The sequence below is a fragment of the Micromonospora sp. NBC_01740 genome (assembly GCF_035920365.1).
Taxonomy (GTDB): Bacteria; Actinomycetota; Actinomycetes; order Mycobacteriales; family Micromonosporaceae; genus Micromonospora; species Micromonospora reichwaldensis.
Map to the genome: position 1 here is coordinate 4,541,058 of NZ_CP109150.1, position 14,160 is coordinate 4,555,217.

Annotated in this window: 13 protein-coding genes and 1 pseudogene; 2 read left to right on the plus strand and 12 right to left on the minus strand. The window is 75.0% G+C overall.

Translation table 11 applies throughout. The annotated features are described in order from the left end of the window. The first annotated feature begins 127 nt into the window (after positions 1-127). Positions 128-493, plus strand: a complete 366-nt coding sequence (locus tag OG989_RS20105; RefSeq protein WP_151457840.1) for a hypothetical protein — start codon at positions 128-130, stop codon at positions 491-493. A 148-nt stretch (positions 494-641) separates the two neighbouring features. On the opposite strand, the gene OG989_RS20110 is transcribed toward OG989_RS20105, so the two are convergent. From OG989_RS20110 to OG989_RS20140, 7 genes and pseudogenes are all read right to left on the minus strand, one after another. After that, positions 642-2,336 (minus strand): long-chain-fatty-acid--CoA ligase, encoded by a 1,695-nt coding sequence (locus OG989_RS20110; RefSeq protein ID WP_327028073.1) that lies wholly within the window; start codon positions 2,334-2,336, stop codon positions 642-644. Between the two features lie 130 nt (positions 2,337-2,466). Continuing rightward, complete coding sequence (locus OG989_RS20115) at positions 2,467-2,643, minus strand: hypothetical protein (protein WP_327028074.1); 177 nt, start codon at positions 2,641-2,643, stop codon at positions 2,467-2,469. 607 nt (positions 2,644-3,250) lie between these two features. Next, positions 3,251-3,964, minus strand: coding sequence for a spermidine synthase (locus tag OG989_RS20120; RefSeq protein WP_311410157.1), 714 nt, complete (start codon positions 3,962-3,964; stop codon positions 3,251-3,253). Between the two features lie 392 nt (positions 3,965-4,356). Further along, positions 4,357-5,220: pseudogene (locus OG989_RS20125) on the minus strand (sulfite exporter TauE/SafE family protein); the annotation flags it as partial. Beyond that, the gene (locus OG989_RS20130) at positions 5,217-5,819 is read right to left on the minus strand and encodes a rhodanese-like domain-containing protein (protein ID WP_151454696.1); all 603 of its coding nucleotides are present in this window, start codon (positions 5,817-5,819) and stop codon (positions 5,217-5,219) included. The pseudogene OG989_RS20125 and the gene OG989_RS20130, both read right to left, overlap by 4 nt. 135 nt (positions 5,820-5,954) lie before the next feature. Further along, on the minus strand, positions 5,955-7,358 hold the full coding sequence (locus tag OG989_RS20135) for an MBL fold metallo-hydrolase (protein ID WP_327028075.1): 1,404 nt from the start codon (positions 7,356-7,358) through the stop codon (positions 5,955-5,957). 136 nt (positions 7,359-7,494) lie between these two features. Then, positions 7,495-7,764 carry a metal-sensitive transcriptional regulator gene (locus tag OG989_RS20140; RefSeq protein ID WP_151454694.1) on the minus strand — a complete coding sequence of 90 codons (270 nt, stop codon included), beginning with the start codon at positions 7,762-7,764 and terminating at the stop codon, positions 7,495-7,497. 216 nt (positions 7,765-7,980) lie between these two features. On the opposite strand from OG989_RS20140, the gene eccB reads away from it, so the two are divergent. Beyond that, entirely contained in the window at positions 7,981-9,366 is a 1,386-nt protein-coding gene (gene eccB, locus OG989_RS20145; RefSeq protein ID WP_327028076.1) for a type VII secretion protein EccB, read from the plus strand. 179 nt (positions 9,367-9,545) lie between these two features. Here the strand turns inward: eccB and OG989_RS20150 are convergent, their stop codons facing one another. The 5 genes from OG989_RS20150 to OG989_RS20170 form a co-directional block, all read right to left on the minus strand. Further along, entirely contained in the window at positions 9,546-10,151 is a 606-nt protein-coding gene (locus tag OG989_RS20150) for a class I SAM-dependent methyltransferase (RefSeq protein WP_151454692.1), read from the minus strand. 95 nt (positions 10,152-10,246) lie between these two features. Continuing rightward, entirely contained in the window at positions 10,247-10,846 is a 600-nt protein-coding gene (locus OG989_RS20155; protein WP_225852194.1) for a GNAT family N-acetyltransferase, read from the minus strand. Between the two features lie 50 nt (positions 10,847-10,896). After that, positions 10,897-11,763 (minus strand): carbohydrate ABC transporter permease, encoded by an 867-nt coding sequence (locus OG989_RS20160; protein ID WP_327028077.1) that lies wholly within the window; start codon positions 11,761-11,763, stop codon positions 10,897-10,899. Continuing rightward, a complete protein-coding gene (locus OG989_RS20165; protein WP_151454691.1) occupies positions 11,763-12,725 on the minus strand; it encodes a carbohydrate ABC transporter permease in 963 nt (320 codons plus the stop codon). The genes OG989_RS20160 and OG989_RS20165 overlap by 1 nt, the downstream gene beginning before the upstream one ends. Continuing rightward, the gene (locus OG989_RS20170) at positions 12,722-14,116 is read right to left on the minus strand and encodes an ABC transporter substrate-binding protein (RefSeq protein WP_327028078.1); all 1,395 of its coding nucleotides are present in this window, start codon (positions 14,114-14,116) and stop codon (positions 12,722-12,724) included. Before OG989_RS20170 ends, OG989_RS20165 begins: the two co-directional genes overlap by 4 nt. Positions 14,117-14,160 lie beyond the last annotated feature (44 nt).

Here is a 14,160-nt window from a genome sequence, read left to right on the forward strand (position 1 = left end):
GTCCCGCCGCCCCCGGCCGGTCCCGCCGGTCCCGCCGCCCCCGCAGGCAGCGCTGTCCCACCGGCCCCCGCCGGGAGCGCGGTCCCGCCGGGTTGGTCGGTGCGCGGCCCGCCTATCCTTGCCAGCCATGAACCCCGGTGACGTGACCGTTCCGCCGCCCGCAGACGGAGCCGAGGAACGGCTGGAGACCCTGCGGCGCTGGTGGCGGCTGCCGGCTCCCGCGCGACGCGAGGTCCGGCTGCTCAGCCGCTCCGGTCGGCACCACCCGGACCGGGAGATCGCCTGGGTGGCCTGGCGGTGGGCGCAGGTCGTGCTGCCGCCGGGAGCGCCGGAGCCGGGCCGGGCCCGCAACATGCTCAGCGCGGCCGGCTTCTGGGCGCTGATCCTGCTGGATCTGGTCACCGGCGTCGATCCGACGGACCCGCCCGAGCCACGGTGGCTCGACCGCCGCCGGGCCCGGCGCGTCCTGCGGGCCGGCCCACCCGTCGCCTGACCGCCCGGCAGCCGGGGCGACCGTGCCGCCCGACGGGGTGCCGGCCGGCGGGTTGCCGGCCGCCCGCCCCGATCCGCACCACCCGCGGCTGCACCGCCCGGCCCACGACACCGCCTCACCCACCACCGGAGCGCCGGGCCCGGCGGTCTCAGCCGTCGGCGAGCAGCCGGTCGCGGACCTCGCGGCGCAGGACCTTGCCGATCTGGGAGCGGGGCAGGTCCTTGACGACGACCACGCGGCGGGGCACCTTGTACCCGGCCAGGTGCCGCCGGCACGCCGCTCGCAGGCTGGCTTCGTCAGGCGGCTCGGCGCCCTCGTCCAGGACGACCGCCCCCACCACCTCCTCGCCGCCGTGCTCGCCGGGCAGGCCGACCACCGCGGCGTCGCGGACGCCGGGAACGCGGCGCAGCGCGTCCTCCACCTCCGACGGGTAGACGTTGAACCCGCCGGTGATGATCAGCTCCTTGATCCGGTCGACCACGCGGACGAAGCCGTCGGCGTCGGCCACCACGACGTCCCCGGTGCGCAGCCAGCCGTCGGGCAGCAGCGCCGCCGCCGTCTCCGCCGGGCGGTTCCAGTAGCCGGCGAACACCTGCGGCCCCCGGATCAGCAGCTCGCCCGCCTCACCCGGGGAGCGGTCGCGCGACGGGTCCTCGGGGTCGACGATGCGGATGTCGGTGGACGGGAACGGCACGCCGACCGTGCCCGGCCGGCGGGCGGGGGAGACGGGGTTGCCGAGCGCGACGGGGGAGGTCTCGGTCATGCCGTAGCCCTCGACGAGCAGCCCGCCGGTGACCGACTCCCACAGCTCGACCGTCGCCGGGGGCAGCGCCATGGCGCCGGAGATGGCGTACCGGGCCGAGGAGAGGTCGATCCCGCGTTCCCGGGCGGTCGTGGCGAGCTTCTCGTAGATCGGCGGGACGGCGGGCAGGAAGGTCGGCGGCCGGCGACGCACCGCCGCCAGCGTCTGGTCCAGGTCGAAGCGGGGGAACAGCACCAGCGTGGCGCCGATGCCCACCGAGAAGGTGAGGCAGAGCGTCAGCCCGTACGCGTGGAACAGCGGCAGCACCGCGTACACCGTCTCCTCGCCGTCGCGCAGGCCCGGCACCCAGGCGCGGCCCTGCGCCGCGTTGGTCCGCAGGTTGCGGTGGCTCAGGATGGCGCCCTTCGGCGTGCCGGTGGTGCCGCCCGTGTACTGCAACAGCGCCGTGTCGTCCGGCCCGGGGGCGGGATGCGCGGCGTCGAGGGGGGTGGCCGCGGCCACCAGCCCTTCCCAGGACAGCGCACCGGGCGCGGGCCCGGTCATCGCCGCGCGGGTGGCCCGCGCCCGGGCCAGCGGCAGCCGCAGCGCCCAGCGCTTGCGCCGGGGCAGGGCCCGGGTGAGGTCCACCGCGACCACGGTCTCGACGGCCGTCGCGCCCGCGCTGTCGCGGACGAGAGGGGCCACCTTGTCCCAGACCACCGCGACCCGGGCTCCGTGGTCGGCGAGTTGCCGGGTGAGCTCCTGCGCGGTGTAGAGCGGGTTGTGCTCGACCACCACCGCGCCGAGCCGCAGCACGGCGTAGAAGGCGACCACGTGCTGCGGGCAGTTCGGTAGCACCAGCGCCACCCGGTCGCCCCGGCCGACGCCGAGCCGGCGCAATGCCTCGGCCCCCCGGCTTACCTGGTCGTGCAGGTCGGCGTAAGTGGTGGTGGCGCCGAAGAAGTCCAGGGCGATCCGGGGACCGAAGCGGCGGGCGGCGTCGCGCAGCAGGTCGACCAGCGACTCGTCGGAGGGCGCGACGGTCGCCGGCACGCCCGGGGCGTAGCTGCGCAGCCAGGGCCGCTCGGCACTCAGGTCCATGTCTCTCCTCCGCCCGCGCCGGACCGCTTCCTACTTAACGGTAACCTACGGTCTCGTAGGTAGCGGTCGGGGTCCCCGGGCGGCACCGGTCGCGGGCATGCTGCTGTGCCTCGGCCTCGGGCAGGCGACGTCAGCGGTGCCCCGCGGAATGGCGCACCGCCCGCCGGCCCTTGACCACCCCCAGGACGACGACCGCGACCAGCGCCACCACACCGATGATCACCAGCCAGCGGACCGCCTCCAGCAGCAGCCCGAGCAGGATGAGCGCGCCGGCGACGACGCCGACGGCCCAGAGCATGGCTCGCATGTCCACCTCCCGTGACTCCGGCCGCACGGCGCGGCCTGGCCGTCTGCCTTCCCGGCCCGCACCCGGCCATGCCGCCACGACCGGCGAAGTCCTCGCGCGGCACGCCGGTGGCGCACACTTTCGCTGACCTCACCGTCGTGGTCCGGGCCGCCGCGTCGGCCAGCACCGCGTCCAGCGCCGCCCGGAAGCCGGCGGTACGGGAGTACGCCGCGCACGCCCGCAGGGCCGCGACGCTCCGCCGACCTCCTCCGCGCCGGAGGGCCGCGACGCTCCGCCGACATCCTCCGCGCCGGAGGGCCGCGGCGGTCCGCCGACCATCCGGCTACCTGGCTCGTCGGTGCCGGCGGACGTGTGTCGGCCGGCCGCTCCGCCGCTGGTCGACAGGATGGATCTTGGACAGTTGTCGTCCTCAGGTAACGACAACTGTCCAAGATCACGAATGGATGTGGCGGTGCGGACGGGAAGCGTCCGTCCCGATCAGGCGCGGCGTCCGCTGTTCAGGTCGGTGTACCTCGCCCTGTGGGGCGGCGGGCCGTCCCGTTTCCGCGGCTCTCGTCCAGGAGGCGCAGCGTTCCGGCGTCGCCCGCCGGGGTGTCCGGTGACCGCGTCAGCGCTGGGCGACGTAGACGGTGTTGGCCGACTGCCCGCCGGTCAGCGGGTTGGCGAACGGGACGACGTGCGCCCGCGCGGTGCGGAACACCTCGGCGAGGACGGCCTCGAAGTCGGCATCGGGCGGATCGTCCGACCAGAGGGCGAACACCCCGTCCGGGTGCAGGTGGGCGGCGAGCCGGCGCAGGCCGTCGGGGGTGTAGAAGGGGGCGTGGCCGGGGTGCAGCACGTTGCGCGGCGAGTGGTCCACGTCGAGCAGCACGGCGTGGAACCGCCGCCCCGGCTCCCGCGGGTCGAAGCCGGTGCCGTCGGCCACCGCGGCGAAGAAGTCGGCCCGCACGAACCGGGTACGCGGGTCGGCGGCCAGCCCGGCGGCGAAGGGCAGCAGCCCCCGGCGGTGCCAGTCGATGACGTCCTCGATCGCCTCCACCACCAGCAGCGAGCCGACCCGGTCGTCGGAGAGCGCGGTGCGGGCGGTGTAGCCGAGGCCGAGGCCGCCGACGACCACGTCGAGCCCCTGCCCGGACAGGGGAGCCAGGCCCAGCCGGGCCAGCTCGATCTCCGCGACGGGAAAGAGGCTGGACATCAGGTACTCGTCGTCGAGCTTGACCTCGTACACCTCGACGTCGAGCGACGGGTCGCGGCGCCGGCGCAGGCTGATGAGGCCGATCGGGGTCTCCCGCCAGGCCAGTTCCTCGAATCGCACGCCCACGGGCCCGGATGCTACCCGCCGCCGCCCCGGGCCCCGGCGGCCGGCATGCGCATTCCTCCCGCCCGGCCGGGTATGCCCACCCGTCGAAGGCCACCCGACCGGGGGCCGGGCAGGGGGCGCGCGGTGGCGGACATGCTGGCCGGACGGCTGCACCTGACGGAACGGGCGCTGCGGATGGAGTCGGTGCCGGTGCCCGAGCCGCAGAACGGTCAAGTGCGCGTCAGGGTCGAGGCGGCGGAGGTCTGCCTGTCGGACGTGCAATTCCGCTACGTCCGGTCGGGCCGGTCCCGATGGTCGGGTGGGCTCTGACGGGCGGGCCGGTCCCGATGGTCGGGTGGGCTCTGACGGTCGGGCCGGTCCCGCCGGTCGGGTGGGCTCCGATGGTCGGGCCGGTCCCGCCGGTCGGGTCGGCCGAAGCGGCGGCGCCGCACGACCGCGACCGCCGTAGCCGCCGCCACCGCCACCAGGGCGACGGTCCACAGCAGGGGGTCCGTCCGCAGGTGTGCGGGCAGTTGCCCGGCCAGGACGAACACGCCCATCGCCGCCACGAACCAGCCGAACGTCCGGCGCAGCACGTCCTCGCGGACGCGTCCGGCCAGTCGGCCGCCGGCCAGGCTGCCGAGCACGGCCGCGGAGGTGACGGCGGTGGCCAGGCCCGGGTCGATGTCGACGGTGGACAGGTAGCCGGCCAGCCCGGCGAACGACTTCATCGCGATGACCACGAGCGAGGTGCCGACCGCGACCGGCATCGGCAGGCCGCCCAGCAGCGCGAGGGCCGGCACCACCAGGAACCCGCCGCCCGCGCCGACCAGCCCGGTGACCAGTCCGACCACGACGCCGTCGAGGAGCACCCGCGCCACGGGCAGCTCACGCCGCTGCCGCCCGGGGCCGTCGTGTCGGCCCCGCAGCATGGCCGTCGCGGTGGCGATCATCATGACGGCGAAGCCGGCGAGCAGGACGGCGGGCGGGACGAACGCGGCGAGGCGTCCGCCGCCGTACGCGCCGGCCATGCCCGCGGCCCCGAAGAGCAGGCCGGTGCGCCACCGGACCCGGCCGGCCCGGGCGTGCGGCAGCGCGCCGACGGCACTGGTCACCCCGACGACGAGCAGTGAGGTGGCGATCGCCTCGCGGGCCGGCAGGTCCGCCACGTAGACCAGTAGCGGCACGGCGAGGATGGACCCGCCGCCGCCGAGCAGGCCGAGGCTCGTCCCGATGAGGACGGCCAGCCCGACGGTCAGCGCGAGGCTGCCGGTCACGGCAGGGGCCGGGGCGTCGGGTGGTCTCCGAGCCGACCGACGACGGTCTCCACGTCGCAGCTCGCGCCGCGGTTGTAGGGGAGCCTGCCGAGCAGCATGCCCATCGCGCAGGTGTCGGTGACGGCGGCGAAGGTGAGGCCGGCGCCGATGAGGCCGGCGACCCACTTCAGGCCGGGTACGAACACCGAACCGAGGACGCTGAGCAGGACGATCGAGCCGGCGACGAGGCGGACCTGCCGCTCCAGCTCCCAGCGGGGCGTGCCCCGTCGGACCGGTCCCCGGGCGGCCTGCCACGCGGTCATCCCGCCGTCGAGGATCCTGAGGTCGGGCAGCCCGACGCCCGCGAGAGCCTGCCCGGCCCGGGTGGCGCGGGCCCCGGAGCGGCAGATGAGCACCACCGTCTCGTCGAGGTGCCGCCGCAGCTCCTCGCGGTGCTCCCTGAGCACGTCGAGCGGCACGTTGTGGGCGCCGGGGACGTGGGCCGTCCCGAACTCCGCGGGGGTGCGCACGTCCAGCATGCGCGGAGCGCGGCCGGAGTCGATCAGCTCGCGCAGCGTGGCGGCGTCGAGGGTGGGCAGGGCGCTCGGTGAGGTGGTCATCGCTCCTCGTTCAGGGGTCGATCGCCCGTGGAAGGGCAGGGTGAGCCGGACCGGCGCCGCTCGGCGGCGGGCGCGCGTCGCCGCGCGGACGACCGGTGGCGTACGCAGGGGGCGGGGTCGGCGGTGCGGGGTCGGTCAGGCGTCGCCGGGGCTCATGGCGACTCCGGCGGCTCCGGCCCGGCCGAACTTGTCGTCGATCACGACGACCTCGCGGCCCGCGTTGGCCAGCAGGGACGCGGCGACCGTGGCCCGGTACCCGGAGCCGCAGTGCACCCAGACGGTGCCGGCGGGCACCTCGGCGAGGCGCCCGGGCAGGTCGGGCAGGGGGATGTGCACGGCGCCCTCGACGTGACCGGCGGTCCACTCGTTGGTCATCCGGACGTCGAGCACCACGTCCGGGGTGGGCAGCCCCGCCGGGGTGTCACCGGCCCGGGCGGCGGCCAGCGCGGGAAAGTCGGCCATCCGCAGCTCGCGGAGCTGTCCCGGCCCGGTGGTCCACCGGTCGGGGTCGCCGGTGGCCTGGGCGGCCGGCCGGTCGATGCCGATGCGGACCAGTTCGCGCTGGGCGTCGGCGACCTGCTCCTCGGTCTCCGCCAGCAGGGTGAGCGGCGCGCCCCAGTCGATGAGCCAGCCGAGCCAGGTCGACATCGGGCCGTCGAGTCCGAGGGCGACCGTGCCCGCCAGGTGCGACGTGGCGTACGCCTTGCGGTGGCGCAGGTCGACGACCCACTGGCCGGCGGCGATCCGCTCCCACAGCTCGGCGGCGTCGGCCCTGGCGACCGGGGTGAGGTCCACCGGCGCCGGGCCGGCGAGGTTCGCCACCCCCATGTGGGCGTAGTACGCCGGGTAGGCGTCGAGCCCGGCGAGGGTCTCGGTGACGAACTCGTCGGCGGCGAGTCGCAGCACGGGGTTCGCCCGCTTCTCCCGGCCGATTGTCGACTCGGGCGCGTCGGCCTGGCTGGCGGAGCAGAAGCTGCCGAAGCCGTGGGTGGGCCACACCTCGGCGCCGTCGGGCAGTAGGTCGGCCAGGCGCCGGGCCGAGGCGTGCTGGTGGTGGGCGAGTTCGTGGGCGTGCTCCCCGCCGAGCAGGTCGGTGCGCCCGGTGGTGCCGAAGAGCAGCGAGCCGCCGGTGAAGACGCCGACCGGGCGCCAGCCGGAGTCGTCGGCCTCGTCGAGCACGTACGACAGGTGGTGGAACGTGTGTCCCGGCGTGGCGAGCACCCGCAGCCGCAGCGCGCCGGAGACGGGCACGGTGTCGCCGTCGGCCACCGGCGTCCGGTCGAAGTCGACCTCGTCGTCCGCGGCGACGAGGTAGCGGGCGCCGGTCAGCCGGGCCAGCTCCAGGCCGCCGGAGACGTAGTCGTTGTGGATGTGGGTCTCCACCACGTGGGTGACGCGTACGCCCTTCTCGCCCGCGAGGTACAGGATCCGGTCGATGTCGCGCTGCGGGTCGACCACGATCGCCACCGTGCCGTCGGAGGCCAGGTAGCTGCGGTCGCCGAGCGAGGACGTCGCGATGACGGACACCTCAACTGCCATTGCCGTGCTCCTTGTGGGATAAAATACCCCGGGGGGTATGCGGCGGACACACGTCGGGGGTGTTGACGTGTGCAATCTGTCTACCCGCACACGGCACTGTCACGCAACGTGTGCGGTGCGTTTCTTCCGGTGGTGGTCAGGCGAGGGCGAGGAAGAGCTTCTCCAGCTCCTCCTCGGTCATCTCCGGGGAGTCGCCCCGCTCGCGGGCGGCGGTGCAGTGGCGCATGCCGGAGGCGATGATCTTGAAGCCGGCCCGGTCGATCGCCTTCGACACCGCCGCGAGCTGGGTCAGCGCCTCGCGGCAGTCCTGGCCGGTCTCCATCATCTCGATGACCGCGTTGAGCTGGCCCCGGGCCCGCTTCAGGCGGGTCAGGGCGTCGCTCGTCATCTCGGGTCGCAGCTTCACCGCGCGCCTCCTCGCTCTCTCCCGGCATACCCCCGGGGGTACCCGTACGTGCCCATGCTATCCCCTGAAGCGAGAGGCGTACGCGTCCGCGCGGTGATCCTGGTCGCTCCGGCGGGGCCCAGGCACCGGGAATCCCGGCGCCGCCGCGACGCAGGGTCCTCGGGGCATCGACGCAACGCTTATCCTGTGCCCCGACCGCCCATCGGAAGGGACGCGATGCCGTCGCGGCAGGACCAGCTGCACTCGTACCAGTTCACCGTCCAGCGGGCCGTCGCCGCCCTGGTGATGCGGGAGACCGACCCGGCGCAGTCGCCGTTCCGACGGCTCGCCGGCGCCGGCCTGGCCAGCGTGCTGGTCGCGGCCATCGGCCTGGGCGGCTTCGCCCTCTACGGCCTCTTCACCGGGGGCGGCAGCACGTGGCGCGACCCGGGCGCGGTGATCGTGGAGAAGGAGTCCGGGGCCCGGTTCGTCTACCGGGAGGAGAAGCTGCACCCGGTGCTCAACTACGCCTCGGCCCTGCTGATCATCGGTGCCGAGCGGCCGAAGACGGTGCTCGTCTCCCGTCGCGCCATCGACGGGGTGCCGCGCGGGCTGCCGCTGGGCATCGCCGACGCCCCCGACTCGCTGCCCGCCAGGGGCCGGCTCTCCACCGCGCCGTGGACGGTCTGCTCCGCCGCCGGCGAGGCCGACCGGACGACGCCCCGCTCCGCGCTGCTGATCGGCGTGACCGCCGGTGGCGGCCGGGCCCTCGGCGAGGACGCGCTGCTGCTGCGCCACCCCGACGGCGGGCTGCACCTCGTCTGGCACCAGCGCCGTTACCTGGTTCGTGACACCAACCGGGTGCTGGCCGCCCTGGCGGCCACCCGGGCCCGGGCGGTCCCGGCGGCCCCGGCCCTGCTCAACAGCCTGCCTGCCGGCGTCGACCTCGCCCCGCTCGCCCTGCCGGCCGAGGGGGAGCGCTCCGCGCGGGTGTCCGGGGCGCGGATCGGCGACGTCTACCTGGTGCGCAACTCCGGGGGTGGCCGGCAGTACGCCGTCGCGCTGCGGGACGGCCTGGCCGGCATCACCGAGTTGCAGGCTGGCCTGCTGCTGGCCCGCACCGGCCAGGGCGAGCCGGAGCCGATCACGCTCGGGCGGTTCGCGGCGCTGCCCAAGCTGCCCGACCTGGCCCCGACGGGGCCCACGGCACCGCCGACCGCGCCGCCCCGGCTGGCCGCCTCCGACGGGGCGGGGCTCTGCGCCCGGGTGGGCGACGACGGTGGCGTCACGGAGGTCCGGCTCGGCGTACGGCTGCCCGACCTCGCCGCCGCGCCGCGCACCGTCCCGGCGGCCGGGGGTGGGGTGCGCGCCGACCACGTCGTGGTGGAGCCGGGCCGTGGCGCGGTGGTCGAGGCGGTCGCGGCGCCCGGTGCGACCGGCGGCGCGGTCTCCGTGGTCACCGACCTGGGCCGACGCTACGTCCTTGCCGGCGGCGAGGTGCTGGGCACGCTCGGCTACCGCGACGTGCGGCCGGTGCGGCTGCCGGCCAGCCTGGTCGCCCTGGTGCCCGCCGGCGCCACGCTCGACCCGGCAGCCGCGCGGGTCGTCGCCGCCCCCGCCTGAGCGCGCCGCCGGCTGGGCCGGTGCCAGTGCCGGAGCCGCGCCGCCGGCTGGGCCGGTGCCGTGCCTCTGCCGGAGTCGCGCCGCCGGCTGGTCCGGCACCGTGCCCCCCCGCCGGAGCCGCGCCGCGACCTCGGGTGGCCTCGGCGAGGGCGAACCGGTCGGGCTCGGCCGGGCGGGGCTCAGTCGGCGGGGCGGCGCAGCACGGTGACGGCGAAGTCGGCGTCGTCGCGCCACGGACGCAGGTCCCAGGTGGCGAAGCGGTGCTCCAGCCGCAGGCCGGCGGCCACCGCGTCGGCGTCGAAGCCGGTCAGCGGGTAGCCCCGGTCGGTGCCGAAGCCGACCGCCAGCACGCCGTCGGGGCGCAGGTGGGCGGCGACGCGGCGCAGCACCTCCCGCTCGGTGCCGGGGGCGACGAAGGCCAGCACGTTCCCGGCCACGACCGCCGCGTCGAACGGCTCCGGCTCGCCGGCCGCCGCCAGGTCCAGCTCGGCCAGGTCGGCGACCAGCCAGCGCGGGCCCGGGTGGTCGGTGCGGGCGGCCTCCACCAGCGCCGGGTCGGCGTCCACCCCGATCACGGTGTGGCCCCGGGCGGCCAGCGCCGCGCCCACCCGGCCGGTGCCGCAGCCGGCGTCGAGGATCCGGGACCCGGGTGCGACCAGCGCGTCCAGCAGGCGGGCCTCGCCGGCCAGGTCGGCCCCCTCGGCGGCCAGCCGGCGGAACCGGTCGATGTACCACTGCGAGTGCTCCGGACCGGTCTCGGTCTCCCAACGGGTCGGGTTTGCCATGCCGCCACCGTAGCCGGGTCCCCGGTGCTCCCCGGGGGGCGGGGCGGACGGGGCGATGCCCCGCCGGTGCCGTGGGCCGGGGAAACCGTGGCCGCTCAGGCCGGCGGGACGTCGCCGCCCGGGCCTCCCACCGGCGAGCCGGCAGCGCCGGCCGACGGATCGACGACCCAGTGGTTGGTGCGGAAGAGGCGGCCGGCGAACTCCGTCTGCTCCTCGCCGACGAGGGCGAAGCCGACCGACCGGCAGATCGCGTTCGACGCGGCGTTGGTCGTGGCGGGGAAGGCGTGGACGAGGCCCCACCGGCCGTCCGCCCGGGCCAGGGCGAGCACGGCGCGGACGGCTCTGCCCGCCAGGCCCCTGCCCTGGAACTCCGGCACGACCATCCAGCCGATCTCGGAGACGCCCCCGTGGGAGTACAGCGTCACCGTCCCCGCCACCTGCGCGGAGTCGCCGGTAATGATCATCTTGATCCAGGCGCTACCGTCCCGGACGGTCTCGAGGTCACGCCGGAGCTGGGCGGGCACGCGCTCACGCGGCTGCGGGCCGCCCAGCTCCGCCATCACGGCCGGATCGCAGCGCATCCGCACGTACGCGTCGAGGTCGCCCGGCTCCACGTCGCGCAGCCGCATCCCGACCGCGGGCGGGGCAGCCGTGGGCGCGTCGTCGTCGGGGACCGCGCCGGGGGAGGCATCCACCCGGCCCATCCTCGGTCAGCGCCCACCGCGCGGCAACCCCGCCCGCCGCCTCAGCCCTTCTCCGCCCCGCTGGTGAGCCCCTCGGTGAGCAGGCGCTCGCTGGCGAAGAAGAGGATCACGATGGGCAGGGTGAGGATCACCGAGCCGGCCATCAGGACCGTCTTGGGCACCTCGACGCCGTCCGCGAGCTGCGCCAGCCCCAGCGACACCGTCCACCGGTGCGGCTTGTCGACCAGGAACAGCAGGGCGAAGAGGAACTCGTTCCAGGCGATCATGAAGTCGTACAGGGCGACGGCCATGATGGACGGCGCCGCCAGGGGGAGGCTAACCCGGCGGATGATGCCGAGCCGCCCGGCGCCGTCGATGGCGGCCGACTCCTCCAGGCTGACCGGGATCGTCTCGAAGTAGTTGCGCAGCATGTAGACCGAGACCGGCAGGGTCTGCGAGATGTAGACCAGCACCAGGCCGAGCAGCGAGCCGCGCAGCCCGGCCCGGGTGAAGACCACGAAGAGCGGGATGGCGATGACGATCGACGGGAACAGGTAGACCGCCAGGAAGAGGAAGTCGACCTGCCGCCGGCCGAAGAACCGCAGCCGGGCGACCGCGTACGCGCCGGGGACCGCCACGGCCAGCGTCAGCAGCGTCGCCGCGACGGCGACCAGGCCGCTGTTGCGCATGAAGGTCAGGAATCCCTGGCCGCCGTCGTCGACGGCCTTCACCACCTCGGCGTACGTGTCGAAGGTCAGCTCGCCCAGCCCCACGACCAGCGAGCCGGGGTCGAGCAGCAGCCGCTCGATGGGGCGCACCGAGAGCACCAGCATGTAGTAGAAGGGAAAGACGGTGACCAGCAGGAACGCGGCGATCACCAGCCGGCGCAGCCAGCGCAGGCCCACCGTCTCGATCCGGTCCCGGTCCATCAGCCGTCCCTCCGTCCGCCGAAGAAGCGCAGGTACACCACCACGAACACGATGAGCACCACGGCGAGCACGACCGCCTGCGCCGCCGCCGCGCCGATGTCCGTACGCGCGGTCAGGAACTCGTAGACCCGGACGCTGACCACCTCGGTGCCGGCGGCCCCGCCGGTGAGCAGGTAGACGTCGTCGAACTTGTTGAACGTCATGATGAAGCGCAGCACCCCCAGCAGGCCGATCACCGGCAGCAGCTGCGGCAGCAGGATGTGCCGGAACCGCTGGGTGGGCGTGGCCCCGTCGACCCGGGCCGCCTCCTCCAGTTCGCCCGGCACCGCTTGGAGCCGGGCGAGCAGGAACAGGAACGCGAAGGGGAAGTAGCGCCACGCCTCGAAGGCGACGACCGTGGCCAGGGCCGTCGACTCCTGGGACAGGAACGGCACCGGGGTGTCCCAGCCGAGGAACCGCCGGCCCCAGTCGTTGACGATGCCGAGCTGGGGGTCGAGCATCACCTGCCAGACGAAGGTGACCGCGACCACCGGCGCCACGTACGGCAGCAGCATCGACGCGCGCACCAGGGTGCGACCCCGGAACGGCCGGCGGACGACCAGCGCCGCCACCAGGCCGAGCACGATCGAGCCGGCGGTGCTGGCCACGGCGTAGACCAGTGTGGTCCACAGCGTGTCGGCGAAGCCGGGGGTGTTCAGCACCCGCTCGACGTTGTCCATCGTGAACTCGCCGAACAGCCCGGTACGCCGCAGCGTCGCCAGGCGTACCCGCTGGAAGGCCAACACGACGGTCCAGACGATGGGGATGCCGATCACGGCGACCACGACGAGCAGGGTCGGGGCGACCAGCGCGAGCCCGGCGCGGGACTCGCGGCGGCGCAGGGTCAGTGGTCTGCGGCGGCGGGCCGGGGCCGGCCGCTCCCGGGCGGGGGAGCGGCCGGTGTCCGGTGGGGCGGTGGTCAATTGACGCCCGCCTTGATCGCCTCCACGTCCTTCTTCGCCCGTCCGGCGGCCGCTGCGGCGTCGGTCTTGCCGGCGACCACGTCGTTCAGGGCCTTGGGCACCGGCAGCTCGCCGAGGATCGCGCCGACGAGCTTGCCCTGGCCCTGGGTGAGCCCCCACCGCTGGAAGGTGTCGGGGCTGCGGCGCAGGCTGGCGAGCACCTCCTCGCCGTAGACCTCGGCGAGCGGCTTCCTGGTGTCGACGCCGGCCTGGCTGGTGTTCCAGGCGGTGAGGAACTTCTCCGGCTCCTGCGGCGTGCCCTTGCGGACGGGGAAGCGCCCCTCGGGGGACATGCCGAACCAGCGCGGGTAGCCGTCGCCGAGCATGTGCTCCACGAAGGACCTCGCCGGGTCGGCGGCGGCGCCGTCGAGCACGGCCCAGGAGCTGATCTCGCCGTACTGGGCGGGTTCGGCGCCGTTCGGGCCCTTGATCGCGGTGACGAAGCCGCTGTTCTTCGCGAGGAACGCCGGGTCGGCCTGGCACTGCGGGCAGGTCGGCCTGGCGTCGTCGCGCAGGCCGGCCAGCTCGTCGAGGATGAACGGCGACCAGACCAGCATGGCCGCCTTGCCGGCGAAGTAGGTGGCCCGGGTGGTGTCGACGTCCTGCGCGCCCCTGACCGAGCTGGTGCGCATCAGGTCGCCGTAGAACCGGAACGCCTCGACGCACTCCGGGGAGTCCAGCTTCACGGCCCCGGAGTCGTCGGTGAGCTGGCAGTTGTTGGCGAGCGCGAGGTGTTCGAAGGTCTGCTGGGTGAACACGTCGCCGGGGGCGGTGGCGGCGGTGACGCCCGCGACGCCGCCGGTGTTGAGCCTCGTCGCGGCGGCGGCGATCCTCTCGTACGTGTCGGGGGCGGGCAGCCCGGCGGCGGCGAACAGGTCCTTGCGGTAGACGAGCAACTGCCCCCAGCCGTCGCTGGGCACGGCGAGCTGCGTGCCGTCGTCCGCGGTCAGCTCCAGGGCCCGCGGCGAGAAGGTCTGCCTGCCGAGCTTCTCGACGACCTCCGCGTTCGCCGAGGAGTGCAGCAGTTCGTTGCCGGCGAGGGTGCGCACGCCGGCGAGCGACACCGAACCGACCACGTCGGGCAGTTCGCCGGCGGCGGCGCTGGTGGCGATCAGGGCGGGGAACTGGTCCTCGTTCACGGTGACCAGGTCGACGGCGATGCCGGTGCTGGCGGTGAAGTCCGCGATGATCGCCTTGGTGGCGGTGACCCGGTCGGCCACGTCCTCCAAGCTCCACACGGTGATCTTCCTGCTGTTGTTGTCGGATTCTTCGTCGCCGCAGCCCAGCAGACCGGCCCCGGTGACTGCCATGATCAGGGTGGCGGCGAGTATCCGCATCGGAGGTGCTGACATCGGTGGCACTCCTCTCGAAGGGTATACAAGGGATTCAACCCCTT